Genomic DNA, 26,093 nt, shown 5'->3' on the forward strand with positions numbered 1-26,093 from the left:
TTATTAGTCCCCCGCGCAATAAACTGCAGCATCGGCGTACACCTGCTTCAGTTTGTAACCGGAGCTGCTGAAATCGTCAGTGATGGATTCTATGCGTGCGCGATCACTGGCATCTTCGGGCTCACGTAAGCACACCTGGCGAAAAACTTTGGTGACTTGGCAGGTGGCGAAAGCACGGCTGTTGGCCAACTCCTCACCGAGAGATTTTGCTCCGTTACCGCTACCGGGGAGGGCGCTACTCCACCCAAGGTGAAGATTGGGCCCCTCACGCCAATAGTTGTCCCAGCGATCGTCGGGAAGCTGGTATCCGTGGGGAAAGTTTGCTGCATTAATATGGTTTTTGGCTTTCACACGACTGCCGGTTTCGGGATCTGTATCCCCTGCGGTGTTGTAGTCGAGTGCTCCGTTATCCCCCTCCGGATCATTGTCCGCATCGTAGACATAATCGTAGTAGGCGAACGCTTGGGCCATAGGGTCCATTCCGCTGTGACAGCTAACGCAGTTGTTCTGGAATACCCGACTGTCACCTCCGGGGCTGCGACTCACATCCTGGCGAACCCGATCTGGTGGACGTGTGCTGTCTTGCACCTGCTCCATATCCCGACACATGTGGTTGAGCATGGTAAAACGGAACATGGCGCGGTTGGTGCCAGCACTAAAAAAGGCTTTTGCTGCGGCGCGACTTGTGATCACCCCTGCGGTGGCATCGGCAGGAAGTCCATTGAGAGAAGACTGGCTCTGTTGTGCGAGATTATCTTTTAGGGAATAACCTCCAGCTTCAAGAGCTTCATAGTGATCGTTATTACTGGTGCTGTAACCCGGCAGTCCGGAAACATTCCCGGTATACAGGATATTTGCCGACAACAATTGGCGAAAATCCATATCGTCCCGCACCATACCGATAACGGTTGCGCTGTAATCGTTTAATGGCGCAAACACATCCTGCTCTTCGTTAGTCCAGGGTGTGGCGAGATTTTTCAGGGTCACATTGTAAAAATCTTCGTGTTGCATGGCTGTATAGGCAGCGCTAGTAGGATTGCCATTAGCAATATCCTCAGCCATATCCAGTAATACACTTTCAGAGGGAATTGTGCCGGTGATACGGCTGTGAATTTGTAGGGCCTGATCCTGGGAAGCAGCGAGAGCGGAGCCACTCCAAAGGCCGGCCCCGATTATTGCGCCTACCACTGTGAGCTGGATCACATGCGCTCGAGACGAATTATTTTTCATTGGATTATTTTATTGATGGGGTCAGTGGGGTATAGCAAGGCATACTAAAAGCGAATTTCAACACTGTCAGAATGACTTTCAATATTTGCGTCCCAGTTGGCAAACTTTTTGTGCGCAACTTGCGAGAATTACCCTTAGCGGTAAAAACCGCACACAAAATAATGTAGGGCCTTCAGCAAATATTACCGGCATATTGCTGGTGCCTATGCCGGGTGGATAAAAAATAATGAAATTTTTGCGTGCAGTGCCACTATTGCTGTTCGTGGCCGCTTGTAGTGGTGGTGGCAACTCCTCAAGTGGTGGAGAACAGGCGGAAGATCCAGTAGTGGTGGATTACCCTATTGCCTTTGTGCGTCGTCAACTTAATAAGGATGATGAAGGGGCTCTGGAGCCAGACAGCGTATACCAACCCCAGGATTTTTTCCCCGGTGCTGAGCTGGTTCTGAAGGATCGCGCTACAGCGAGTGCTGCTGAGACGGTAATTACCGCAGAGATTTTTATCGGCGATTACGATGTTAAAGATTTGAATACCTCCGCCGATGGGCAGCGCCTGATATTCGCAATGCGCGCACCTGAATTGGAGAATGTTGATGACGATGAGCAGCCCACCTGGAATATTTGGTTATATGACCTTGAGACCAAAGAGCTGAAAAGAGTCATACAGTCCGACCTTATTGCTGAGGAAGGGCAGGATGTTGCCCCGGCTTTTCTGCCAGATGGGCGTATTGTATTTTCATCTAGTCGCCAACGTCGTGCCCGCGCTTTGTTATTGGATGATAACAAGCCGCAATTTTCTGCTTTGACAGATGATCAGGATGAGCCTGCTTTTGTTTTACATGTGATGGAGGCAGATGGCAGTGATATTCGTCAGATCTCTTTCAATCAAAGCCACGATCTTAATCCCACAGTACTGAACAATGGGCGTATCCTGTTTAATCGCTGGGATAATGCCGCCGGTGTAGACCGTTTAAGTCTCTATACCATTAAACCAGATGGTAGTGATCTGTCTTTCTATTATGGTTATCACAGCCAGGAAACCGGCACCGAAAATTCTACTGCCACTTTCTCCAGGCCGCGTGAGATGCCAGATGGACGTTTACTGGTAAACCTGCGTTCGCCCGCAGGAATAAGTTACGGCGGCGATCTGGTAGCTATCGATGGGGTAAATTACAGCGAAGCCTACAGTGAAGCCGGTGGTGAGGGTGAGCTGGTTGGCCAGTCCTCTGTCTCATTTGCTGAGGTTGTTACTGATGGGACACTCTCTCCCCATGGCACATTCTCCACAGCTTGGCCTTTCTACGATGGTACCAGCAGACTGTTGGTATCTTGGAGCGAATGTCGCATTGTGGAGGAAGAGACGGAGCTGCTGCGTCCTTGTCCGGAAAGTTTGGAGGGTGAAGAGGAGCTGGTATTAGCTGATCCTCTTTACGGCTTGTGGATCTATGATTATGAGGCCGGTACCCAATTGCCAATTATTGTCGCAAAAGAAGGCATAATGATCTCCGAGGGGGTGACTCTGGAGCCCCGTACAGAGCCAGCTTATATTCCTGACCCAATTCCCGGGGTGGATGTGGATGGCGATCTGGTGCAGGAATCTGTGGGTATTTTGGATATCCGTAGCGTCTACGATTTTGATGGTGAGGATATAGCCGGAATAGAAGTGCTCGCTGATCCGGCTTTGACCAGCGCTGATGAACGTCCCGCGCGTTTCCTGCGTATTGTAAAAGCTGTAGCGATTCCAGATGATGACATTCTGGATTTTGATGGCTCGGCATTTGGTCGTAACCGTAGCCAGGGTATGCGCGAAATCCTGGGGTATACGCCTATCCAACCGGATGGTTCGGTACGAGTCAAAATACCTGCCGATATTCCCTTTGCAATTTCAGTGGTAGATGCCGAGGGCAGGAGAATTTTTGAGCAGCACAATAACTGGTTGCAGTTACGGTCCGGTGAGGTACGCAGCTGTGTGGGCTGCCATACCAGTGAGAGTGAAAATGCTCATGGTCGCGTGGATATGCAGCTGGAATCTGCCTGGAGTGGGGCACCAACCTCTGCGGCGCCTTTCGCTAATACTGAGCCTGCGCTACAAGCGGAAATGGGTGAAACCATGGCGCAGTTATTGGCTCGGGTTATTGGAGAGGCTGGATTAACAGGAGACGTACAGTTTTCTGACGTGTGGACCGATCCAGCAGTTCGTGCCAAAGATACTGATGTTTCTCTGGCTTACGCTGATTTATTGACTGAAATCCCTGCACCGCTGGCCTGCCTGGATAATTGGGATAGCAGTTGTCGTAGTGTTATTCACTACGAACAGCATATCCAGCCAATCTGGGAGCTGCCACGCCAAGTTGTAGATAATGTCGGCACGGTGATTAGTGATAACACCTGTACTGCCTGTCACTCACCATTAGATGCCGCTGGCGCTACGCGAGTTCCTGCTGCGCAACTGGATCTGACCGCCAGTGCATCCATTGTGAACGATGCTTGGTTTACCTCCTATGCCGAACTGCTGGTTGATAGTCCTATCTTGGATCTTGTCGATGGAATTTTAACTCCGCGGCTGAGACAGGAGACGGATAATCAGGGTAATCCGGTATTTGAAACTGATGAAGATGGCAATTTAATACTTGATGCCAATGGTGATCCTATTCCGGTGATGGTCGTTGTAACAAGTACTTCAGTTCTGGCTGATACTGCAGCAGAAAGTACGTTTTTCACAGTGTTCTCCTCCGGGGGGGCGCACGCAGGTTACTTGCAGCCGGCAGAATTACGCCTGATTGCTGAATGGTTGGATATCGGCGCTCAGTACTATAACGATCCTTTTGCTGCACCGGCTGACTGATCCATGTCCATTATTAAGAAATACTTTTTTATTTTCTCTCTACTATTGGGAGCCAACTTACTTTCAGTTTTCGCGTTTGCAGAAGGGAGTGAAGTGGCGCAAGTGGTCGAGGGTGTGGAGGTGGAAATATCTTCGGGAAAGGTACCTGGGGAATTCCCGGCAGAAGAAGAAAACCCGGAGCCGATAATTCCCGTTGCTATTGATGTGATGGGCGATATACCTGATGACGCTGAACGGGTTACCGTTGGTAATGCGTTTATCAATATTTATCGAGGGCCTGGCCGAGGCTATCCGATTTTTCATGTGGCTGAATATGGTGAAAAAATCTGGCTGCTTAAGCGCCGTACCGACTGGGTAAAAGTATTGGCGTCGCGCAATAAAACCGGTTGGGTAAGAGTTGCGGATCTGCAGGAAATTTATGGTGAGGAGGGTGAGTTGGTACGGGTTCCCCTACCAGATTTCAGGGATGTGGAAGCGGGTTACTTTTATTTGGGTTTTTCCTACGGCGATTTTGCAGGTGCCAACTCCTTGGGAACAACACTCGGCTACCAGTTTACCTCTAATTTGGCTACTGAATTGCGTGCTACTCAAGCAGTTGGTAAATTTTCTGATAGCCAAGTGTATCAAATGGCAGTACTACACCAGCCGTTCCCACGCTGGCGACTATCTCCTTATTTTTTTCTTGGTGCCGGCCTGAATATCACATCACCCAACGCGACTATTATCGCAACTGAAGATCGCCAGGACACAGTAATGCTGGCGGGCATAGGGATAAAAAATTATCTATCGCGCCGCTTTGCCGTTAAGGCGGAATACACGAATCACTACCTGCTCACCTCGCGGGAAAATAATCAGGAGATAGTCGAGTGGAAACTTGGTTTCGACGTATATCTGTAGGCACAGCAACCTTATCCGCACTATTCAGTGCTCATGCCTGTGTTGCCCAACAAGGTGAGGAAGTTATAACAGATATTGTCTCTCCAGATTTGGAGCGTCGCGAGGTACGTGATGCACTGATAGACAGTGAGAATATTGAACTGGGTGTCTTTGCCGGGGTTATCAATGTAGAAGATTTTGGCTCCAATGCCCTCTATGGCACGTCAGTTTCTTACCATATTACTGAAGATTTCTTTATGGAAGGCACTTATGCGCAGACTGAGTTGGGTGAATCCAGCTTTGAGCGTTTAAGTGGTGCCGCTCCTTTGTTGACCGATGAACAACGGGAGCTGAGCTATTACAACTTTTCTTTAGGTTGGAATATTTTTCAAGGGGAATACTTTATTTCTGATGACTGGGCATTTAATACTGATTTTTATCTGGTGAGTGGTGCAGGTAATACCTCTTTTGCCGATGAAGAGCACTTTACTTATAACTTCGGTGCCGGAGTGCGCTTATTGGCAAATGATTGGTTAGCATTACGCTTTGATGTGCGTGATCACGTATTTGAACACGAATTATTTGGTGAGGCGCAAACTACTCATAACCTATCTACCCAATTGGGACTTACTGTATTTTTCTGATTGTTTTAAAAATTAACAATAAGGATTTTTTATATGTTAAGAATTGTTGCTGTATTTGCGCTGCTTGTATTTTCGACAGGCGCCAGTGCTTCTGAGCCTTCTAAAGACTTTACTTTAGCTTCTAATCAAGGTGCGAACCTGCGTTTGGCGGAGCAGCGTGGTGAGGTGATTATGCTGAATTTTTGGGCATCCTGGTGTGGGCCCTGCCGTCAGGAGATGCCTTTGCTGGACCAGTTGCACGAGCGTTATTCCGCGGCTGGATTCCAAGTCTGGGGTGTAAATGTGGATGCACACCGATCTGATGCAGAGAAGTTATTGGGAAAAATACCGGTGGATTTCCCCATTTTATTCGATAGCACCAGTGAGGTGAGCAAAATGTATGGTATTGACGCTATGCCGAGCACGGTTTTTATAGATAGAGATGGGAATGTTCGTCATATCCATAAAGGCTATCGTGATGGCGATGAAGCGGCATATAAGAAAATCATTAAGGAATTAATCCGGGAGTAATATCATGTTGCGCTACTTGTTGCCGCTGTTGGCGGTATCGCTATTCAGTGGTTGCACAGTAACGCCCTGGGTGGCTCCTTACGAGCGTCAGTACCTGGCGGATCCAATTATGGGTTTTGAGAGAGATCCAGTTGCCGCCAGCTACATGAACCATGTGTATGAAGCCCGGGAAGCGGCTAGGGGAGCGGAAGGTGGTAGTGGAGGCGGATGTGGTTGTAACTAAATTGTTGCGTTATTGCCTTGCTTTAGGGTTAATTTTCCCCATTTATGCTTCTGCTGCTGTGTTACCTGAGGAGCGAGCTGATAACCTGTATCATGCCTATAGTGGCGGGGGGGTTACCATAGATGGCCCCTCGGTGTTGATTCGTAAAAATATTGGCAACAATGTCTCCTTTTCCGCAAATTACTATGTGGATATGATTTCCGGGGCCTCAATTGATGTTGAGGCAACTGCTAGTGAATATACTGAAAGGCGTGATCAGTACTCTCTCGGGGTGGACTATTTGGTGGATAAAACCACCATTAATTTCGGCTATACCAATAGCTCGGAGAGTGATTATGAGGCGCAAACAGTTGGCTTTGGTATTAGTCAGGGATTCTTTGGAGACTTGAGTACTATTGATCTACGTGTCAGCTATGGTAGTGATGAAGTATTTCGCAATGATGATGAGTATTTTTCTGATGAAGCCCAACACCGCCGCTATGGGGTGAGCTGGAATCAGATTCTTACACAAAAATTAATTGCTGAATTAAGCGTAGAGACGGTCACCGATGAAGGTTATCTTAATAATCCTTACAGAACGGTGCGTTTTCTTGATCCAACAGTTTCGCAGGGATTTAGTTATCAACCTGAAAACTATCCAAGGACCAGAAATAGTGATGCGGCAGCTATTAGGTTAAAATATCGATTACCTTACCGTGCATCAATAAAAGGTGAGTATCGCCGCTATGCGGATAGCTGGGGAATAACTGCGGATAATGTCGAGTTTCGTTACACCCACCCGCTAGAAGAGCAGGATGAATGGATCCTTGAAGGTAAGATACGCTATTACCAGCAAACCAGCGCTGATTTTTATAGCGACTTGTTTCCCTATTCGAATGCTACCAATTTCCGAGCACGTGACAAAGAATTGAGTAACTATACCACGCTAGCACTGGGCGTAGGTGTATCTTATGAATTGCCACAACGCTGGTCCCTGCTAAATCGCAGGAATACTATAAACTTATATTGGGATCATATCCTGTTTGACTACGAGGATTTCCTCGATGTTACGGTGCATGGTGATAGTACGGCTATTACTCCGGGAAGTGAACCTGCCTATAGTTTTTCAGCCAATGTAATCCGCCTGTTCTGGACGGTACGTATCTGATATTAATGGCCCTCAACTAAGTGTGACATTTAAATAGAGCTTCATCACCATTTAAATGTATTAAGTATGGGGCCTCTTTTTCCATTGATATCATTTTTCTCAATCACTTAAAATTCATATCATATAGCTCAAAGCATATGATTGTTTTTTTCAGGTGCTTTCATACTCTTGGTTTCTTTGCGTTTTGACATTATCTTTTCCTATGCTAAATGTGCCCGCAGGGTAATTCTGGGGCATTATGTGATGCGGACAACAAATTAAAACATAGAGTCAGTTTGTGGCTTATATGGCGAGAAAGATACCTAGAAAAATTATCTTTATTGGTTCCAGTTCTGTCTATGGAAAAGGAGATTCAGAACTGGGTGGTTTTGTACAGCGATTTCGCCTTCGCTTTGAAGATTTAAACCCCAAGAATCTTGTTTATTCTCTCGGTGTGTTTGGTGAGGCGGTGGCCTCGCTTATTGTTAGAGCTTCCCACGAGCTGCCTCTGAGGAGGCCCCATTTAATTGGAATATATCCCGGGTTCAATGATATCTGCCGGGTAGGAGGAGTAATGGAAGAGACTGCCGTAGCTCTGGACTCATATCGACAAGCTATGTTGCAGCTTTTGCAAACTTCCAAAATGATCGCTCCAACCTTTGTAATGACCGGTATTCCGTTTGATGAACTCCGGACTACGCCCTTTCACAATAGTGATAGCTATTTTTTTAGATCTGATGCCAAGCTTTATACTCAGGTTGTGAGAGAAGTGGCGGCTATAGAAATGATTCCAATATTGGATTTCGATAAATTATGGCGTAACAGGCCACTGTATAAGCTACTTTCTGAGGATGGTCTTCACGCAAACCCCAGCGGTCATCAGTTACTTTATGAACAAACCTGGGACTTTGTCTGCAAAAATTATCTTTAGCTTTTCTGTCCACTCTTATCTTTTTTAAAGTTCCCATCCTTTTCTACAAGTACTGGATTATATAAGTACTCAATTGCAGTTTTTCTTCGGCTCCCAAAAATAGCCGAAGAAAATTATTGAAATACTGTGTGACGATAGTATGGATAGCAAAAAAATTACTGATAAACAAGAATCATTAAATGCTTTATCTTAGGCAATTCAATGTGCTGAAGAGTATCTATCAAAAATTCGTGAAAGGCGGGTCAGCCCTTCTTGTGAAGCTGTAGCCTGGATACATGTGGATGGCGCTTTTGTTTTATGAGCGGCGGCTTCTCCTGCTAAAGCTAATTTGACCGCCGATATCGAACTGGCGGATTCATGAGCGGTGTATGGTCACAAGTGGCTGAACACGCCATACGATTGTGGCGTGGCAATTTGTCGTGATGCAGGGGCTGTAAACCGGGTTATGACAACTCAGGCGCCTTACTTACAAGCTGGTACAGAACCACCGCCCAAGGATATGGTACCGGAATCTTTTCGCTGTGCGCGCGGTGTTGAGGTTTGGGCTGCGATCCGGGAGATGGGAAGTAATCGTGTGGGAGATCTGGTTGAGGGCTGCTGTTCCTATGCTCAACATTTGGCACAAGGATTAATGGAAATGGGTTATGAGCTGCTCAATGATGTCGTTTTGAATCAGGTTGTGGCCACAATTGGAGGTGAGAACGACATGCATCGTATCGTGCAAAGAATATAAGATGAGGGAGTATGTTGGTTTGGCACCACAGTCTGGCAGGGAAAATTGGCACTGCGCCTTAGTGTCTCTTCATGGGCAATAAATAAGAGGGATATTGTCTTATCACTGGAGTCCATTCGCGAGGTAACCAGGGAGACTATAGGCGCAAAATGGAACTTCTAATGGAATTCGTCTGACTTCCCAAAGCGATAAGGAAGCTTATCCCAGCCTGCGGTCTATTCTTATATAAAGAACTATAGCTATAGATAGGAACTGTAGAAATAGATCAACACGATATGGATTTGAGGTTATCTGGGGGCTTGAAGATTATGTTTGGCTCCAGATGAAATACAGGGCAGACGACTTTATTTAAGATGACTAAGATAGCACTAAAAATCTCCTTTTGACATTCCATCTGACATGGTTTTTCTGTATATAGATTGCACTGTTGCGGGCCAGGGAGGCCCTGGCGAACTATGATATTCTGGCTTGTTCTGATACTCCTGTTGATTTTGATCTGGCTTGTCTGGATAGCATTTTTTAGTCCCAGCCTGAGCCGAAATGAGTTATCCGAATACTCCTTTAATCAGTTATCACTGGAAAATGGATTCTCAGTAAATTATCGAGAAATAGGACCAGAGGGACATCCGGTACTTTTATGTTTTCACGGTGGTGGAGATTCGCTTAGTGCCTGGAATGATTGGGTTAAGATTCTCTCTGAAGATTATCATTTAATTCTGGTGGACTTACCCGGACACGGCTTGACTGACCCTCTTCCGGGCGGAACTTATACACCAAAGCATTTTGCTGATTTTATTGCGAAATTTATCGAGGCAATGAAACTCGAGAAGTTCGTGATGATTGGTCACTCGTTCGGAGGCAATAGTGTTTTACGTTATCTGGTCGAACATCCAGACACTGTTGAGGCTGCAATCCTTGTGTCGCCTGGAGGCTATAGGTGTGATAAGGGACTGGAGATGCCAACCGGTATGGCTCGTTTTGTTATCAGTCACTGGGGGCGACACTTGGTCTCACATCTGGGTAGCCGTGGTCTGATACGTAGAATACTGCACTCCAAGATGTTTTACGATCCGCACGCTTTGTCAGAGACATTGGTAGAGCGCATATATCTACTTTCCCGTTATGAAAAAAACCGGGGAACAGCTCTTAATTTGGTGGCTAATGCCAGTGTAAATTTTCAACCGCTTAATGATCTTGAAAATATAAAAACTCCCACTCTATTCATTTGGGGCGCAGATGATCAAATTATTCCCTTGGAAGTAGGTCGTTATTTTTCAGACAAAATACCTGGCAGCCAATTGATAACTTATGAAAATATCGGGCATATGGCCCATGTTGAAAATGCAAAAATCAGTGCTGATGATGCAATTAAATTTATTAAAGGGTTGCAATGATTTGTGTTGAATTAGAATCCAACTAAAAATTCAGTGGATGCCTGTCTTGAGTTCATTTTTTATTTTGATGGTAGATTGAAATCGTATTTGGATTGTTTGTCTAATAGAGGCCAGTAAACATCTGATCTTTTAAGTATAAATTGCTTTTAATATTCATGTAGTTAACTTTAAGGTGAGCGCTTTGTTTGCTTTTTGAAAATCAAGTCCTGATAAGAATAAATGAATAAAAAATTATATTTTCATTAATTAAACAGCTTTCTGCACGATCAGATGGTTTCTGATTAGGCTGCTATAAAATATATGCCATGCTTCACAGAATGCCGAAAACGCCCCTCTATAATTCGCCCCAATTTTCTAAAAAATACAACAGGTTATTGGGGCTGACATGAATGATTCCTTCAAGCTAATAACAGCTATCTGTTTGTCCGTTCTCTTGACTGCCTGCGGGGGCGGCGGAGGTGGTTCTGATAGTGAGAAAGATAATAATCCTGGCATCATTGGTAGTAATGGCGGCGGCACGCCCGATCCCGATCCCGACCCCGATCCCGATCCCGATCCCGATCCCGATCCCGATCCCGATCCCGATCCCGATCCCGATCCCGATCCCGATCCCGATCCCAATAGAAACGGTCCTTTTGAGCTCTCTTTGGAACAAAAACGCATTATGTTAGACACTCATAATGAGTATCGAGAGAAATGCGCCAAGGGTGAATCTGGTGAGGGGAGCGGGCCAGAAAGTGCCGGTAATATGCAAACCCTCTTCTGGGACAATGCCTTGGCCAAAATGGCTAAAGAAAGGGCATCGGCGTGCTATTTTGGTCACTTGAATGATGCGACCGGCATTAGGGAAGCATTTGAAAAAGTTAAAGGTGAAGTCTCTTTTGTACTGCCCGCTGGCAATATTGAAATCGGAGAAAATGTTTCAATTAATATTTTTAATCCTCCTGCATCGCAATATGGTGCCGAGACTTGGGCTGGCTCAGTAAAGTCCTGGTACGATGAAAGCTATGGATATGACTGGGATAGTGAATTTTGTCATGCGGAGACATGTGGTCATTGGGCTCAGGTTTGTCATGGGGAAACCCGCTACGTGGGATGTGCTGTGGCGGAATGCGATAGTATTATTGGTTCTAGTAATCCTGCCTATAACGATGGCGCACATGTTGTGGTGTGTAATTACTTTCCCTCATTAGATAAAAGCCGCCGTATTCCATTCACCAATGGCTGGGGATATGAAACTTGTAGAACCTGCCAGAATTATGATATCCCCTATTGCGTTGACAATATGTGCACGGGGGGGAGAGCCAAAGATTGGAATGCTTCAGAAAAAAGAAATAAAGTCGTAGATCAATGTAGCGATGGTTTGGGTAGAGATATTGTACCTTGTAGTTTTTATGATAATGGGGGAGCTCCACCTCAAGTGACTGGATTTAAATATAATTTTACTGATAACCAGGTAATTTTATCCTGGAGTGAAGCTATCAAAAATGGCGGTGTACATCACTATAAGATATTTCGAGATGAAGACTTCCTAGGTAAAACTCGTCGTCTAAATTACAGTGATTCAGAACTAGAAAATAATAAAAATTATCGCTATAAAATAATTGCTGTAGACCATGCCGGACAAGAGGGGCCGCCTGCTTATCTGGATGTAATTGCTAATTAAGCTGGACAATTTTTTGCCTTAGATTAAGTAAATTAAGAGAGTAAAGAAATGCCAGCTCTTGGTAAAGTCTAAGCTCTCTTTCTAATATGAGCGTACATTGGTTTGATTTACAGTTTATAAATAAATTTTTTGAAATTTAAATGGCGGTTATTTGCCGGCTTATTTTGTGAGATGAAAAATTTAATTTAAAAATCTAAACGCCTTTCTTTTTGTTTATATTTTAATCTGTTAAAAGGGTGCGTTTGATGATTAAGTTGTGTAGGTGAAATCTTTATTAATTAGCGCTCTTTTTACTAGTGTTCGTAATTTATCATTTTCTATTGTTCGTTAATTGGAAACATAGTTAAACCAATATTGAAACAATAATATCTAATAGATTTCACAGAATAGGGAATGATCATTAATATAATCCGCCGGGATTTCTACCATGCATAACTAAATTCACTGAGACTGATATGAGTGAGCTATTTAAGCTGATAACAGCTATTTCTTTGTCCGCATTCCTGGCTGCCTGTGGGGGAGGTGGAGGCAGTTCTGATAGTGAGGATGATAATAATCCTGGGGTAATTGATAATAATGGCGGTGGCAGCCCTGATCCCGACCCCGACCCCGACCCCGATCCCGACCCCGATCCCGACCCCGATCCCGATCCCGATCCCGATCCTAGTCCCGATACCGTTAGTGGCGGTGAAGGTAGCGTTAGCGAGGATAATGAGACTTCTACCTCTGGCAAGTTGATTGATAGTGTTGATGCCGAGCAAACTTTTGAAAAGCTTAATGAATGGGGAAAATACGGTCTGCTTGATGTTTCTCTTGATGGTACCTGGAGCTATACCCTGGATGCGGGCCTGGCTGACCCCTTGAGTGCTGATGAATTGGCAATTGATGAATTTATGGTTGGTGTTGGAACAGGTGATGACATCACATTAATTACTATTCAGGTGACAGGCGCTGATGATGCTTACACTTTTAGCCCCGAATCCCCTCTTGCCACTTTGCTCGTGGGGAGCAGTGCAGATGCCAAGGGTACTCTGACAATCATAGATGTCGACGGCAATACCCCGGGATTTGTTGAGAGTAGCAGTGCTGGGAATTACGGTGATTTTATGATTACCGGTGTTGGTGACTGGGAATATACCCTAAATGACAAAGCACATAGTCTCAGTGCAGGGGATGCAGTCACAGATACCATCACTTTCACATTAACTGATGGCGCGGAACAATCCGTTGTTTTTTCTGTTGTTACTGTTGATCCTAATGGCAATGGATCCTTTGAACTCTCAATAGAACAAAAGCGCGTAATGCTGGATACCCACAATGAGTATCGCCAAAGGTGTGCCATGGGAGAAGCTGGAGAGGGTAACGGCCCAGAGAGTTCCGGTAATATGCAGACGCTCTTCTGGGATGATGCTTTGGCCAAGATGGCGAAGGAGAGGGCTTCTGCGTGTTATTTTGGACACTTCAATGAAGCGGAAGGAATCAGGCAATCTTTTGATAAAGTTAAAGATGAAGTCTCTTTTGTATTGCCGGCTGGCAATATTGAAATTGGAGAAAATATTTCAATTTATATTTTCAATCCGCCGGCATCGCAATATGGTGCTGAAACATGGGCTGGTTCAGTGAAATCCTGGTACGCTGAAAGTAATTCCTATGATTGGGATATGAAATTCTGTCATGATGAAACATGCGGACATTGGGCCCAGGTATGCCATGGAGAGACCCGCTATGTAGGCTGTGCTGTAGCGGAGTGCGATAGTATTGTTGGTTCTAATAATCCTGCCTACAACGATGGCGCCCATGTACTGGTCTGTAATTACTTTCCTTCGTTGAATAAAGGTGACATTCCCTTCACTGATGGATATGGATTTAAAACTTGCAGGACGTGTCTTAATTATGACCTTCCTTTTTGTGTAGACAATATGTGTACTGGAGGAATAGCCAAAAACTGGAATGCTTCTGAGAAGAAAAACAAGAATATTGATCAATGTACCGATGGTTTAGGTAGGGATATAGTGCCGTGTAGTTTTGGTAACCACCCTCCGCCCCCTCAAGTTACGGGTTTTAAATATACGGTCTCTGATCGGCAGGTAAATTTATCCTGGAATGAAACCATTAGAAATGGCGGTGTGCATCATTATAAGCTCTTTCGTGGCGAGAAGCTTATAGATAAAACACGTCAATTATCCTATAAGGATTCTGATGTGGAGCAGGGTGCTAATTATCGATATAAAATTATTGCGATAGACCATGCTGGTCAAGAAGGCTTACCCGCCTATTTAGATGTAAGTGCTAATTAAAATTAGTAAAGAGTAAAAATAATATGATTTGAGAGCTGGGGGAAGCCAATATGTGGTCGAGTTCAAGCTCTCAATTCATAATTGATTGGAATTATACTAGCCGAATATTGTTTGTGCCTTTTTACTGTGGAATCCTGAATCAAGACTTTCTCATAAATTCTACTGGATAAAAATTACTTTACTATAGGGTACTGGCTGCTTGTTGTATAAGAAACTATTTTTGATTCTAATGAAATATTCAATGTGTATTTATTTGCAGAATATTCGCCTTTCTGATTTCTTATCATAACCCACTTTAATCGTTTGCAAGCTTTTGAAGCTTTCAATCGAGTTGGTATTTAGCTAAAAAATCCACTTTTCCCTAACATTAACTTTTCCCTATGGCTGAGAATAGCTGCCGAGAAAGCGTACACTGGTAACTGTTGCAGTTTTAAAGCCTTGCTAGCTAAAATATCTTTAGTACCCCTAATTTTCACCACCTCTTGAAATGAAAATTCGCTAGCTAAAGAACAAGAATATTAGTTGGACTAAGGTTATGAGGCTTTGGGGTTATATTTTGAAATATAATTTCAATTGCTTTATCACTTGATAAGGGTTAGCTTTCCTTTAAAAGGCAATCGATAGGATTTGTAATGGATAAAAAAAGGCCGCAGAGCGGCCCAGTTGGGGGGATGAAGCTTATTTTGTCTGCACCAAATCGTAGTTACTTAGAGTTGGGATAGCTTTATGTATTTCTGTCTCTAATTGATCGATAGTCTCCAGTGACGTGCAAAGTTGTTCTGCTTTCTGCTCAATCACATCTGCACGCTGTTCTACCATTCGTTCTGCGTCTTTTGTCACTTGTTCTTCGATGCTGTGACCTCCGGTAAATACCGCTTTCAGGGCATGCCAGGCAATGGTTCCAGCGGACTCCTTGGCCAATCGTTCTATACGAGGTTCAAATTCCGTTGAAATAGTCTCGTCGACAAAATTTCCGATTTCGGAAGCCCCCAGCTGGTATATTTCTCCTTCGCGGTTTAAGCGCTCTTCGGTACGCTGCAACAGGTCTGCAGAAAACTGCTGGAGTTCCAGGGTATCCGGGTGATCTGGGCCTGCTAGGGCGGTAATTGCGATGGATAAGCCGTTCATGGCGATATCTACCGCCTCCAGGGTAATCAACAGGGTATCACGCCCGGCCACATGCAACTGTTGCCGGTATTCCTGCATCAGGAGTTGCTGCTGGGGAGTGAGAGAGGTTTGATTGCCATCCACCAGAAGCCGATCTGGAGAGTTGAAGTACACCAGCTGCTGGTCGTCATCCTCCGGCGTCACTATAAAGAAATCTGGGCCGACACTTACTGAGTAGTCCAGTGATACATTGCAGTCATCGGTATGGATTTCAATATTGTCATGCGCCTGGGCAGCTGTGCCCAGACCGATAAGAGCCGAGATTGCGAGCGGTTTCCACATATCAAGTGCCTCTGTTATTTAACCTTTCACCCTTTGACGCTGCTTCTGTGGGGAACAGATGCGGTAAGCTGAAAAAATTATCTGATTGATTTTCAAGCGATATTGGGAGTTATCGCTTTGGAATTAAGTGATAACCTTGCCGGCGGTCCAGGTGTCCGCTGTGTCGCCGCAGAGGCACGCTATAAAATTCAATAAAAATGGGGGTAGGAAATGTCGTTAGGTAGGCTCTTGGTGGCATTGTATTTGGTGTTGTGTGGCACAACCGTACAGGCGAAGGATATCGTCGATTACACAGCGGATATGCGTAAATACGGTGGATATCATGACTTCTATTGGGATGTAAGTACTGGTCGTGTACTGTTACAAGTGGAGGAGTTTGAGCGCGAGTTTTTACTCCTCACTGGCTTGGCCCAGGGGCTTGGTTCGAACCCGGTAGGATTGGATCGCAACCAGATTGGCGAGAGCCGCCTGGTAAAATTCCAGCGAGTTGGCAACAAGGTGCTGCTGCACCAGCTAAATGCTCGCTATCGTGCCACCTCTAGTAATCCTGCCGAGCGTCGTGCAGTGGAGGAGGCTTTTGCCTCCTCGGTGCTGTGGGGCTTTGAGGTGATGGCGCAGGGCAGTGATGGTGTTCTGATTGACTTTACTCCTTTCTTGCTGAGCGATCAGCATGGTATTGCTGTGCGCCTCCGGCAGGCTGAGCAGGGTAATTACTCTGTGGATAAGTCAAAGTCCGCCGTTTACCTTCCGCGCACAAAGAATTTCCCCAAAAACAGCGAATTTGAAGTGCAGCTGACTTTTACCGGTGCCAAACCAGGTAAATATCTGCGCGAAGTGGTACCAACTCCAACCCTGGTAACCCTGCGCCAACATATTTCGTTGATTGAATTGCCGGACAAGAAATACCAACCTCGCCAATTCCATAGCCGTAGTGGCTACTTTCCCTTTGCATATCGGGATTACGCCAGCGCTATTGACCAACCTTTGGACCAGCGCTTTATCTATCGTCATCGCCTGGAGAAGAAGCCGGGTAGTAATGAGGTAGTCGAACCGATTGTGTACTACGTGGATTCGGGGGTGCCAGAGCCCGTGCGCAGTGCTCTCGTCGAAGGTGCGAGCTGGTGGAATCAGGCCTTTACCGCGGCGGGCTATAAAGATGCTTTCCGGGTCGAGATTTTGCCCGAGGATGTAGATCCGTTGGATGTACGCTACAACGTCATCAATTGGGTGCACCGCTCTACCCGAGGCTGGTCTTATGGGTACTCGGTTTTTGATCCTCGTAGCGGAGAGATTCTCAAAGGCAATGTCACCCTGGGCTCTTTGCGTGTGCGCCAGGACTTCCTGATAGCCCAGGGGTTACTGCAACCCTATGTCGGCGAATCTGCAGATACAGAGTCCCTCAAGGCGATGGCTCTGGCGCGTATACGTCAGTTGTCTGCCCACGAGGTTGGCCATACGCTGGGTTTGGCTCACAACTTTGCTGCCAGCACTAAGGGGCGTGCATCGGTGATGGACTACCCGGCACCATTGGTGTCTCTGGTACACACTGATATGGATTTGGATAAGGCTTATGCCACTGGAATCGGTGTTTGGGATAAGTTGGCAGTTCGCTATGGTTATGGCACTGGCAAAGATGAACAGGAGTTCCTGGATTCAGTGATCCGAGAGGCGAAGGAGCAAAAATTGCGCTTTATTTCAGATCCGGATTCCCGTGCAATCAACAATGCGCATGCGGTATCCCATCTTTGGGATAATGGTAATGATCCACTGGTTGAGTTTGACCGTATGGTGGAGTTGCGCCGCCATGCCCTGAACAACTTTTCTACTGCAGCCAATCCGAAATCTGCTCCCCGCTCTGATCTGGAGGAAACACTGGTGCCGGTTTATTACGGGCATCGCTATCAGGCAGAAGCCGTGGGTAAATTGATTGGTGGCCTGGATTACGATTACCTCTATAACGATGCTGAACAAAATAGCTATACCCTGGTGCCGGCAGAGCGTCAGCAGCAGGCCATTGATACTTTACTGGAGACTCTCTCCCCTGAGTTCCTGGCATTGCCGGAGCAGGTATTACAATTAATTCCGCCCAAATCTTATGGCTATGAGCGCACTGCGGAGAGCTTCCCTTCTTATACCGGTGTTGCCTTTGATACGGTGGCACTCGGTGAAGCGGCAGCTGGCCATACCCTCTCAATTCTTATGGATCCTCAGCGGGCTGCGCGAATGAATCAGCAAAGCGCACGTAGCAGCGAAATTCCAGGCTTTACACAGGTGTTGAATCAGCTCACTTCTATGGCACTGCAGAGTGAGCAGTATTCGGGCCTGCAGGCAGTTATTCACCAGCGAGTGAACCATGTCTATATACAGCACTTAATGTTGCTTGCCAGTGACAGGAAAGCAGCCGAATCTGTGCGGGCCAAGGCCCAGCTTGAGCTGGCCACTTTTCAGCAGGCTCTGGGTCAGAAAAAGCTCTTTGGTGAGGATCCGCAAGGATACAGTGCCCACTACTATTTCCAGGCAAAACGTATCGAGGCTTTTATGCGTGGTGAGCTGGAAGTAAAAGCCGAAGATATCAAGGCGATGCCACCGGGTTCGCCAATTTAATTGAGATAGTGGGAAATAAAAAAGTGTTTGAAAAAGCCCCCCAATACTCATTGGGGGGCTTTTATTTCTCACTTCTCAACTACGTACAAACTGAGATTTCCTGATCCAGTGATTGCCGCGATATTTTCGGGTGGGGGCTGTGGTTTTCTTTGCCCAGAAGAAGTTGCGGTTGAATTGAAATTCCACTTCATAACCTTCCGCCAAAGCAGCCAATGGCATTGCCTGCCAGCTGGTCTGACGGCGCTTGCTGGTTGCCTCCAGTAGATACTCCTGGCCATCTACGATGGCAACCACCCAGGCATGCCCCTGGCCATTGTGGGTACCCAGCGCTACCCTTGCATCCACACCCAATTCAATCAGCCAGTCGGCGAGTAAAATGGCATGGTCTTCACAGTCTCCGCGTTTCTGGTAATAGGCCTGGCGGGATGTCTGCCAGATATCAGACAGTCCGGCGTATTGTTGATGGTCATACTGGTATTGTTTATTCATAGCCAGCGTATACAGGGGTACCCATAGTTGTCGGGTTTTAAAGGGTTTAAAACCCACGAGGTAGCTGTTGGCAAAGTGGTGTTGCTGATCCAGGCCCCTGGCTGATGCAGTTACCGCTTCGAGTCCCTGCCAGTTCCAAATGGAAACATGGGCACTTTCTTCCAGTGTTCGCCTGGCGACTACTTTCTGGATTGTCTCTTCTGCCAGCGGGTAGCTGGTCCCAGTAACCTTTACAACCCCATACTGGCGATCCTCAATAAGGCTGGTATTTACACCATAAGTTCTACCATTAGAGGCAAGTGGCTCACCTGGAACACCTTTTATCTTCTGGCCCTGCACTGTATTGCGTAACACCTCCGGCAACATTAACAGTGTTGAAACAATCAATAGCGGAGCTATCCACTTGCGCATGGAGCTTCCTCCTACCCTTTCAGGCCAAAGGAGATGATGATGGCCACAAAGATTAAAATTGTAGAAGCGAAAATGGATACAGCGATATTACCATTCTTGAGTTCACCCTCTATATCTACGGTGCGCAAGAGCTTCTTATCGATAATAATTAGCGCGGCAATGCCGATAAATAGCGCGAGTAAGGTGTAGATCAGATTTATGCCAAGATTAAAAAAAGTGGCAGTGATAAATTCCAGCTGCATTTGCCCACCAAGTAAACAGTATTTTTTATAGCGTACCAAATCAAAATGGGACTGACCCATATTTCATGTTGAGGGATAATATCATATTTTTGTTTTCTAGTGCGTCTTGCTGTTTTTATCTGGTTGCAATATCTTGATTATTTTGTTGATTTGTTTTTGGAATAAATATGCGTTATTTATCTGTACTGGGACTAATAGCATCATTGCTGCTTCTGGCGGCATGCGCGGATCGAGTTGAGGTGCCTCCAGCACATGTGGGTAAAATTCTTACTAAGAATGGTTATAAACCAGAGGTGGTACCCCCTTCCAAGTTCCGCTTAGATATTTGCATTTTTTACTGCGACAGGCTTGTCACCATGACAATTGCAGATTTTGGGCATGTGGAAAAATTCAAGGTTTTTATGCCCAAAGATCAACTCAATATGAGCTTTGATATCCGCATGACCGGGGCTATTAATAATGCAGCGATTGATCATGTCTTTGATCGAATTCCACCGGTGAATGGCAACATTTCAGTTAACCATGTATATGGTACCTATGCCCAACCGGTAATTAGAGATGTGATACGTGCAGTTGTAGCCAAGTACTCTATTAATGAGATCGCTTCCAGCCGGGAATCTCTCAGCCACGAGCTTTTCAATGAAGTCTCCAAAGCATTGGAGGGCACTCCAATTGTCGTTAAACGCCTAGGTATTGCTGATGTACAGTTTCCCAAAGTGATTACCCAAGCCAAGGAGCGAGCAGCAGAACGACGTGAATTGATTGAGCAGGAGAAGGCTCAGTTTGAGATCCAGAAGATCCAAATGGAGCGGGATTTGGAGCGAGAGAAAATGAATCGAGCTATTGCCCGCGAGAAGGCGATCGGACAGAAAGAAGTAAATGATTTATTGGCTAAATCAGTGACTGACAAATATCTCTCCTATCGGACCCTGGAGGTCCTGGATAAGATGGCGGCATCCAACAACAAGGTTTTCTTGCCGGTTGAAGCCCTGGGAACGATTGGGTTACAGCATGCTGTATTTAGTGATCAGGTAAAGCGGGTGGCAGGAAATAAGTGATCTGGTAATTAGCTAATTAATTATGATTGGCTCTCTATCAGTTGGCACGAGTTAATCTTCAAAGTTGCTCTAAGAGTATAGATAAAAGATTGTAAAAGTGGCACCAAGTTATTCTCGGTGCCATATATTCTGAAGTTTTTTGTTAATTATCTATTTCTGTCATTTCATTCAGGGTAAATTCTTCTACAGCACCTTTTGTGGCAGCCATATACTCCTGTAAGTGGGTATTGTTCATATGGGTTTGCCACAGATCGCGGCTTTGCCAGTTTTCATAAAAAAGAAAATGAGCAGGATTGTCATTATCCTGGTGTAAATTGTAATTTACACAACCTTCTTCTGTTCGTGTGGTATTGATCAGCTTTAAAAGCTCAGATTTTACCAGGTCAACCTGATCAGCTTTGGCTTTAATATTGGCAACTATTGTTAGTCTGCTCATGATGTAGCTCCGAAATCCTCTTGATATAAAATTTATAATGATTGCTTGCTTAAGTGCAGCCCCATCTTTATCAATCGTTTTTACTTGATATCAATACAAATACCTCTTCAGAGGCCTTGTTTTGCCTCGGACTACTACGGCTGTATTGATGAAGTGAGTGTATTTTAGAAGTAGCTTTACTCTTTGAAAACGCTACAATCTTTGAATCTTTATCAAAAAATAATTGATAATATGCTGATTGAAGACTTAAAAGTCATACTTAAAGTAGCTGAATTTCGCAGTATTACTGCCGCTGCGGCAAGCCTCGATATGCTTACGGCAACGGCGAGCGCAGCAGTTAAGCGTGTCGAGAATGCCCTGGGGGCAGACTTGTTTATTCGGACGACGCGGCAGCTGAGGCTTTCGGGCGCAGGAGAGCGCTTTATTCCGAAGTGTGAGGAAGCATTGTTGATGCTTGATCTGGCCAAACAAGATCTAAAGGAGGGCAGTGCGGAAGTTAGCGGTGACCTGCGCATTGGTGTTTCCTCGGATTTTGGGCGTAATCTGGTTTCGCCCTGGCTTGATGAATTTCAGGACAGGCACCCGGGGATAAACTTGAAAGTGAATATCAGCGATAGCCAAGTGGACTTTTATCGTGACCCTGTGGATATCGCCCTGCGTTATGGGCCACCGGGGGATGCAAACCTTTATGGTTTCAAAATTTGTGATGTGCCGCGCTTACTGTGTGCAGCTCCCAATTATTTGGATCGGCAGAGTATCCCTAAGCATCCCCGGGATCTTACTAGCCATAATGGTCTTTTCTATCAATTACACGGGATCATTCATAATAAATGGGAATTTTCTCATAAAGAAAAGATATTCAAGGTACAAATGAGCGGTAATTGCTCTTCCAATGATGGGGATTTGGTTCGCCGCTGGTGTGTAGCGGGTAAGGGGCTGGCGATAAAATCCTGCCTGGATATGTCTTCAGATTTACTGGATGGAAAAGTGGTCCCTTTGATGGCCAACTATTTACCTAAGTCTACCGAATTATGGCTTGTTTGCCCCGGCAGGCAATCAATTACACCTGCAGTTCGTATTATTAGGGACACCATTCGGGAAAAATGTATTGGGATTTTGTTGCAGCTGGTTAGTAAAAAAATTCTATCGGAAGAGGCTGTTAAAAATATAGATTCAAAGTATTAAATAATAGGGTTTTTCTAGAGTTGAAATTATTGTTGGTCTGTTAGAGAGAGGGCTGCCCCTCTCTCCAATTTCCTGAGCTTATTGCTTTAAGCTAGATTGCACCAGTACAGCCATTCGTTGCCAAGTAGTCGTAAGCCGCCTTGGCTTGTACTAATCCATAGCCATAAGCATTATCGCGACCGGAGTCCCCCAGATCTTCTGCAGTTGCAGTCAGGGCTGTACGTATCTCGGTATTACTACAGCTGGGAAAGTGGCTCCAAACAAGAGCGGCAACACCCGCAACGTGAGGAGTTGCCATAGAAGTGCCATTGAAGTACTCGTAATCACTGGCTTGGTTAGCCAAACTAGCGCTGGCTCCGAGTTGTCCCAGTAGGGCGTTGCCATCGCTATCAGAGATGCCTATAGATGGGATGTTGGTGACGGTTTCACCCAGAGTTGCGCTGGAGAGTAAACCGGCTTCATTATTGTAGATCACCGCGGCAATACCACCGCCGGCCTCACAGTTCAATACTTTGTCTGCAAAACTGATATTACCGCGCTCAATCAAACATATCTTACCTGAAGCGCTATTACAGGCAGATTCACCGGTGTCGCAATTTTCGAGTGCACCTGTAATATCGCCCAAGGGGGAGCCTGAAATAGGTGCAGCCTCGATCTCAACACCTGCCACGTTCAAAGAGGAGGCTCTTCCGGTGCCGGTCGGAACTGAGGAGAGGACCTGTACTCCAGGTGCGGAGAGCTCTACCTGGTTGGTTTGCTGGGATGATGCCCAGATCTCTTTATTGCTGTCGAGTGCGCCAACAGAAACTACAGAATCATAAGAGGCAGGGTAGGAGTGCTGCGTATTTCCGTCATTGCCTGCTGCTGCAACAGATAAAATACCACGGCTGTTCAGGCTATTGAATGTACGCCTTTCGAAGAAATTAAATCGCTCTCCACCAAGGCTCATATTAATAACGTTAGCACCGTTGTCAGCACAAACTTCCGCTGCAGCCATCAGGGAGGATGAATAGGCCCAGCCATCACCACCAAACACTTTGACAATGTGAAGATTGATGTTACTGCTTGGCATGACACCAACAACACCCGTGTCATTATTCATTGCTGCAATAGTGCCGGCGACATGAGTGCCGTGACCACTTTGATCTTCATACCAGTTCCCGGCGCCACTTGGATCGCTACTACCGGTTACCGCATTACCGGAAAGGTCTTCATGCGCTATATCGTAGCCAGAGTCAATGATACAGACGGTTCGGTTGCCGGCTTGGGTATCCCCGAGCTGATCTGCTTGTACCATGGGTATGCCAAAGGGTACTTGCTGGGACATTGGGTACCGTTTGACATCTTCCTCGATGAATTCGATATTTGGGTTTTTTCGCAAGGCTTGCAGTGCTTTCTCAGGAAGGTGTGCTGCCACGGCATTTTGCCTGCGAATATCCAGGGCTTTGCGTCCACCTCGCGCACGCATTTGGGACTTTACTGTTTCACCTTTACCTTGCTTAAAGGTAATAATATAGCGTTTGTCTTCGGCATTCGCGTGATTTGCTATGGCCATAGTCAATACGCTTGTAGCGACCAGTGATACAATGTTCTTCATTATTTGCTCCTGAATGAGTAATTATTTTAGTTATTTTCTCGATGATTTAATCTGTGTGAGAATTATTTTTATCTTTGGAGGTTCAGAAAAATATTAGTTTTTGGTGACGTGATTGTATGCCAGCTTATGAATGTATTGCAAAGTGAAAAACTGAATTTGGTTTTCTGGAAAAAATAATTGAGATAGTTGCTGTTTGATTCGTCTAGTCGCTAGCTTTTACTGTTGAGTTAATAAGTGCTTACTTGTTTTTATAATTAATCTCATGATAGATCTTTAGGTGTTGCGGATATCGGTTTTTCATTCGTAGCAATGTTTTGATTCTTATTTTCCAGTCCGTAAGTTTTTTCTATAAAATATAAAGCTTGGTTAAGTATCTATATCTTTCATTTATAAATGCATTTTATATGCTTATGCAAAGAATAGAGGTGTGTTAATTTTTTTGCTAAAACCATTTTTATTTTTACGTCTGTATCTTATTGGCATGTAAGAAAATAGGTTGCTAAGTTTTTGCGTTTTAATGTGGTTGTTTGAAGGTGGCTAATCTCCAAATTTTAAAATTCTTAAACTCTAGAAAATATTTTAACGATCGGAATAGAGGGGGAAGTAGTCCCCCTCTTTTTTTTGAGATTTTTAGACGAGATTAAATTGATCCAGCGCAACCATTCGCTTGTAAATAATTATAAGCTGCCTTGGCTTGTACCAAGCCATAGCCATAAGCATTGTCCCGACCGGACTCACCCAGATCCTCCGCTGTTGCCCATAGCGCGGCACGGATTTCGGAGTTACTACAGCTTGGGAAGTGGCTCCAAACAAGAGCCGCAACACCGGCCACATGGGGAGTTGCCATGGAGGTACCATTAAAATAGGCATAGTCCATCGCTTCGGTTTCGATAGTAGCGCTCGCCCCCAGTTGTGTTAGCAGTGCAGCCCCATCAGCGTCAGAGATTCCCACCGAAGGAATGTGGGTCTCAACTCCTCCATGAGTGCCAAATAGCAGCCCTGGTTCATTGTTGTAGATGACGGCTCCAATACCTCCACCAGCTTCGCAATTAAGGACTTTTTCAGCAAAGCTAATATTGCCGCGCTGAATCAGACAGATTTTACCTGCTGCACTGATGCAAGCTGATTCGGCAGTGCCACAACTCTCTAGTGCGCCGCTGATAGTGGCAATGGGAGTGCCTGTCATAGCTGCAGCTTCTACTTCAACACCAGATACTTCTAGTGAGGCAGCCTGGCCGCTACCTGTAGGAATAGAGGATAAAACCTGTACCCCTGGGCCAGCAAGCTCAACTTGATTGGTCTGTTGGGAAAAACCAGCAATTTGCTTGTTACTGTCGATTGCAGCTACAGAAACTACTGAGCTATAGGATGCCGGGTAGCTATGATGAGTATTTCCATCATTACCTGCAGCAGCAACAGACAAAATGCCGCGTTTGTTGAGGTTGTCAAAGCCACGTCTTTCAAAGAAATTGGGTCTATCGCCGCCTAGGCTCATATTAATAACGTTTGCACCATTCTCTGCACATACCTCTGCGGCGGCGATTAGTGAAGAGGAATAGGCCCAGCCATCAGCCCCAAAAACTTTAACGATATGTAGATTGATATTACTACTAGGTAAAACACCTACAACACCTGAGTCGTTATTCATTGCGGCGATAGTGCCTGCCACATGTGTGCCGTGACCACTCTGGTCTTCGTACCAGTTACCTGTACCTTCGGGATCATTGGTACCATTCACCGCGTTGCCAGAGAGATCCTCGTGAGCCAGGTCGTAGCCTGAGTCAATAATACAGACTGTACGATTACCTGCCTGTAGGTCAGTAAGCTGGTCTGCTTGTACCATAGGAATACCGTAGGGGGTTTCCTGGGATAAAGCATAACGCTTCATGTCTTCCTCAATAAATGCAATATTTGGATTTCTGCGTAGGGCCATTACAGCTTCGGCAGGTAGATGAGCAGCCATGGCATTGTGCCGGTTTAATTCCAAAGCCTTACGGCCGCCATTTTCTTTTACCAGAGACCTAACCATTTCTTCTTTACCGTCTTTAAATGTGACGATATAGCGTTTTTCTTCGGCTATAGCGGAGGTTGCTAAGGATAAAGCCAGGACGCTGCTGGCAAGTGCTGGAAGGGATTTTTTCATTTGTCAC

Annotated in this window: 21 protein-coding genes; 14 read left to right on the forward strand and 7 right to left on the reverse strand. The window is 45.6% G+C overall.

What is annotated here, in order from left to right:
* Positions 1 to 3: 3 nt before the first annotated feature.
* Positions 4 to 1,230 (reverse strand): hypothetical protein, encoded by a 1,227-nt coding sequence (locus G367_RS0116010; RefSeq protein WP_051089521.1) that lies wholly within the window; start codon positions 1,228 to 1,230, stop codon positions 4 to 6.
* Between the two features lie 226 nt (positions 1,231 to 1,456).
* Between G367_RS0116010 and G367_RS0116015 the strand changes: the two genes are divergently transcribed.
* The 11 genes from G367_RS0116015 to G367_RS0116065 all read left to right on the forward strand — a co-directional run bounded on the left by G367_RS0116015 (position 1,457) and on the right by G367_RS0116065 (position 14,472).
* The gene (locus G367_RS0116015; RefSeq protein ID WP_020414168.1) at positions 1,457 to 4,072 is read left to right on the forward strand and encodes an HzsA-related protein; all 2,616 of its coding nucleotides are present in this window, start codon (positions 1,457 to 1,459) and stop codon (positions 4,070 to 4,072) included.
* Between the two features lie 3 nt (positions 4,073 to 4,075).
* Positions 4,076 to 4,969, forward strand: a complete 894-nt coding sequence (locus G367_RS24000; RefSeq protein WP_020414169.1) for an outer membrane beta-barrel protein — start codon at positions 4,076 to 4,078, stop codon at positions 4,967 to 4,969.
* Positions 4,939 to 5,592 carry an outer membrane beta-barrel domain-containing protein gene (locus tag G367_RS0116025; protein WP_020414170.1) on the forward strand — a complete coding sequence of 218 codons (654 nt, stop codon included), beginning with the start codon at positions 4,939 to 4,941 and terminating at the stop codon, positions 5,590 to 5,592. Before G367_RS24000 ends, G367_RS0116025 begins: the two co-directional genes overlap by 31 nt.
* A 33-nt stretch (positions 5,593 to 5,625) precedes the next feature.
* Positions 5,626 to 6,102 (forward strand): TlpA family protein disulfide reductase, encoded by a 477-nt coding sequence (locus tag G367_RS0116030; protein WP_020414171.1) that lies wholly within the window; start codon positions 5,626 to 5,628, stop codon positions 6,100 to 6,102.
* A 4-nt stretch (positions 6,103 to 6,106) separates the two neighbouring features.
* Positions 6,107 to 6,325 (forward strand): DUF4266 domain-containing protein, encoded by a 219-nt coding sequence (locus G367_RS0116035; RefSeq protein WP_020414172.1) that lies wholly within the window; start codon positions 6,107 to 6,109, stop codon positions 6,323 to 6,325.
* Positions 6,312 to 7,472, forward strand: a complete 1,161-nt coding sequence (locus tag G367_RS0116040) for a DUF3570 domain-containing protein (protein WP_020414173.1) — start codon at positions 6,312 to 6,314, stop codon at positions 7,470 to 7,472. Before G367_RS0116035 ends, G367_RS0116040 begins: the two co-directional genes overlap by 14 nt.
* Positions 7,473 to 7,758: 286 nt before the next feature.
* The gene (locus G367_RS0116045; protein WP_157533571.1) at positions 7,759 to 8,382 is read left to right on the forward strand and encodes a GDSL-type esterase/lipase family protein; all 624 of its coding nucleotides are present in this window, start codon (positions 7,759 to 7,761) and stop codon (positions 8,380 to 8,382) included.
* Positions 8,383 to 8,746: 364 nt separating this feature from the next.
* Entirely contained in the window at positions 8,747 to 9,115 is a 369-nt protein-coding gene (locus G367_RS25230) for a pyridoxal-dependent decarboxylase (RefSeq protein WP_157533573.1), read from the forward strand.
* A gap of 455 nt (positions 9,116 to 9,570) precedes the next feature.
* Positions 9,571 to 10,509: an alpha/beta fold hydrolase gene (locus G367_RS0116055; RefSeq protein WP_020414176.1), complete on the forward strand. Its 939-nt coding sequence runs from the start codon at positions 9,571 to 9,573 to the stop codon at positions 10,507 to 10,509.
* A 385-nt stretch (positions 10,510 to 10,894) separates the two neighbouring features.
* Positions 10,895 to 12,175, forward strand: coding sequence for a CAP domain-containing protein (locus tag G367_RS0116060; protein ID WP_020414177.1), 1,281 nt, complete (start codon positions 10,895 to 10,897; stop codon positions 12,173 to 12,175).
* Positions 12,176 to 12,630: 455 nt separating this feature from the next.
* A complete protein-coding gene (locus G367_RS0116065) occupies positions 12,631 to 14,472 on the forward strand; it encodes a VCBS domain-containing protein (protein ID WP_020414178.1) in 1,842 nt (613 codons plus the stop codon).
* A gap of 678 nt (positions 14,473 to 15,150) precedes the next feature.
* On the opposite strand, the gene G367_RS0116070 is transcribed toward G367_RS0116065, so the two are convergent.
* Positions 15,151 to 15,921: a DUF2884 family protein gene (locus tag G367_RS0116070; RefSeq protein WP_020414179.1), complete on the reverse strand. Its 771-nt coding sequence runs from the start codon at positions 15,919 to 15,921 to the stop codon at positions 15,151 to 15,153.
* 210 nt (positions 15,922 to 16,131) lie between these two features.
* On the opposite strand from G367_RS0116070, the gene G367_RS0116075 reads away from it, so the two are divergent.
* Positions 16,132 to 18,525, forward strand: a complete 2,394-nt coding sequence (locus G367_RS0116075) for a zinc-dependent metalloprotease (protein ID WP_157533575.1) — start codon at positions 16,132 to 16,134, stop codon at positions 18,523 to 18,525.
* A gap of 75 nt (positions 18,526 to 18,600) precedes the next feature.
* Here G367_RS0116075 and G367_RS0116080 read toward each other — a convergent pair whose 3' ends face one another.
* Both G367_RS0116080 and G367_RS0116085 read right to left on the reverse strand, forming a co-directional pair.
* A complete protein-coding gene (locus G367_RS0116080; protein WP_020414181.1) occupies positions 18,601 to 19,425 on the reverse strand; it encodes a transglutaminase domain-containing protein in 825 nt (274 codons plus the stop codon).
* 11 nt (positions 19,426 to 19,436) lie between these two features.
* Positions 19,437 to 19,667: a DUF350 domain-containing protein gene (locus G367_RS0116085; protein WP_026305177.1), complete on the reverse strand. Its 231-nt coding sequence runs from the start codon at positions 19,665 to 19,667 to the stop codon at positions 19,437 to 19,439.
* A 167-nt stretch (positions 19,668 to 19,834) separates the two neighbouring features.
* Between G367_RS0116085 and G367_RS24010 the strand changes: the two genes are divergently transcribed.
* Positions 19,835 to 20,725 (forward strand): SPFH domain-containing protein, encoded by an 891-nt coding sequence (locus G367_RS24010; protein WP_020414183.1) that lies wholly within the window; start codon positions 19,835 to 19,837, stop codon positions 20,723 to 20,725.
* Between the two features lie 142 nt (positions 20,726 to 20,867).
* On the opposite strand, the gene G367_RS0116095 is transcribed toward G367_RS24010, so the two are convergent.
* Positions 20,868 to 21,161: a putative quinol monooxygenase gene (locus G367_RS0116095; protein WP_020414184.1), complete on the reverse strand. Its 294-nt coding sequence runs from the start codon at positions 21,159 to 21,161 to the stop codon at positions 20,868 to 20,870.
* Positions 21,162 to 21,392: 231 nt separating this feature from the next.
* Here G367_RS0116095 and G367_RS0116100 point away from each other — a divergent pair, with 231 nt between their 5' ends.
* Positions 21,393 to 22,346, forward strand: a complete 954-nt coding sequence (locus tag G367_RS0116100; RefSeq protein WP_026305179.1) for a LysR family transcriptional regulator — start codon at positions 21,393 to 21,395, stop codon at positions 22,344 to 22,346.
* A 91-nt stretch (positions 22,347 to 22,437) separates the two neighbouring features.
* Here the strand turns inward: G367_RS0116100 and G367_RS0116105 are convergent, their stop codons facing one another.
* Together G367_RS0116105 and G367_RS0116110 are read right to left on the reverse strand one after the other, a co-directional pair.
* Complete coding sequence (locus tag G367_RS0116105; protein ID WP_020414186.1) at positions 22,438 to 23,943, reverse strand: S8 family serine peptidase; 1,506 nt, start codon at positions 23,941 to 23,943, stop codon at positions 22,438 to 22,440.
* 640 nt (positions 23,944 to 24,583) lie between these two features.
* The gene (locus G367_RS0116110) at positions 24,584 to 26,086 is read right to left on the reverse strand and encodes a S8 family serine peptidase (RefSeq protein ID WP_020414187.1); all 1,503 of its coding nucleotides are present in this window, start codon (positions 26,084 to 26,086) and stop codon (positions 24,584 to 24,586) included.
* Positions 26,087 to 26,093 lie beyond the last annotated feature (7 nt).

It is taken from the genome of Microbulbifer variabilis ATCC 700307 (genome assembly GCF_000380565.1).
Taxonomy (GTDB): Bacteria; Pseudomonadota; Gammaproteobacteria; order Pseudomonadales; family Cellvibrionaceae; genus Microbulbifer; species Microbulbifer variabilis.

Excerpts from the sequence above, each read along its gene's own strand:
- G367_RS0116010 (WP_051089521.1), bottom strand. The coding sequence starts at position 1,230 with ATGAAAAATAATTCGTCTCGAGCGCATGTGATCCAGCTCACAGTGGTA.
- G367_RS0116015 (WP_020414168.1), top strand. The coding sequence starts at position 1,457 with ATGAAATTTTTGCGTGCAGTGCCACTATTGCTGTTCGTGGCCGCTTGT.
- G367_RS24000 (WP_020414169.1), top strand. The coding sequence starts at position 4,076 with ATGTCCATTATTAAGAAATACTTTTTTATTTTCTCTCTACTATTGGGA.
- G367_RS0116030 (WP_020414171.1), top strand. The coding sequence starts at position 5,626 with ATGTTAAGAATTGTTGCTGTATTTGCGCTGCTTGTATTTTCGACAGGC.
- G367_RS0116035 (WP_020414172.1), top strand. The coding sequence starts at position 6,107 with ATGTTGCGCTACTTGTTGCCGCTGTTGGCGGTATCGCTATTCAGTGGT.
- G367_RS0116045 (WP_157533571.1), top strand. The coding sequence starts at position 7,759 with ATGGCGAGAAAGATACCTAGAAAAATTATCTTTATTGGTTCCAGTTCT.
- G367_RS0116055 (WP_020414176.1), top strand. The coding sequence starts at position 9,571 with ATGATATTCTGGCTTGTTCTGATACTCCTGTTGATTTTGATCTGGCTT.
- G367_RS0116060 (WP_020414177.1), top strand. The coding sequence starts at position 10,895 with ATGAATGATTCCTTCAAGCTAATAACAGCTATCTGTTTGTCCGTTCTC.
- G367_RS0116065 (WP_020414178.1), top strand. The coding sequence starts at position 12,631 with ATGAGTGAGCTATTTAAGCTGATAACAGCTATTTCTTTGTCCGCATTC.
- G367_RS0116070 (WP_020414179.1), bottom strand. The coding sequence starts at position 15,921 with ATGTGGAAACCGCTCGCAATCTCGGCTCTTATCGGTCTGGGCACAGCT.
- G367_RS0116075 (WP_157533575.1), top strand. The coding sequence starts at position 16,132 with ATGTCGTTAGGTAGGCTCTTGGTGGCATTGTATTTGGTGTTGTGTGGC.
- G367_RS0116080 (WP_020414181.1), bottom strand. The coding sequence starts at position 19,425 with ATGCGCAAGTGGATAGCTCCGCTATTGATTGTTTCAACACTGTTAATG.
- G367_RS0116085 (WP_026305177.1), bottom strand. The coding sequence starts at position 19,667 with ATGCAGCTGGAATTTATCACTGCCACTTTTTTTAATCTTGGCATAAAT.
- G367_RS24010 (WP_020414183.1), top strand. The coding sequence starts at position 19,835 with ATGCGTTATTTATCTGTACTGGGACTAATAGCATCATTGCTGCTTCTG.
- G367_RS0116095 (WP_020414184.1), bottom strand. The coding sequence starts at position 21,161 with ATGAGCAGACTAACAATAGTTGCCAATATTAAAGCCAAAGCTGATCAG.
- G367_RS0116100 (WP_026305179.1), top strand. The coding sequence starts at position 21,393 with ATGCTGATTGAAGACTTAAAAGTCATACTTAAAGTAGCTGAATTTCGC.
- G367_RS0116105 (WP_020414186.1), bottom strand. The coding sequence starts at position 23,943 with ATGAAGAACATTGTATCACTGGTCGCTACAAGCGTATTGACTATGGCC.
- G367_RS0116110 (WP_020414187.1), bottom strand. The coding sequence starts at position 26,086 with ATGAAAAAATCCCTTCCAGCACTTGCCAGCAGCGTCCTGGCTTTATCC.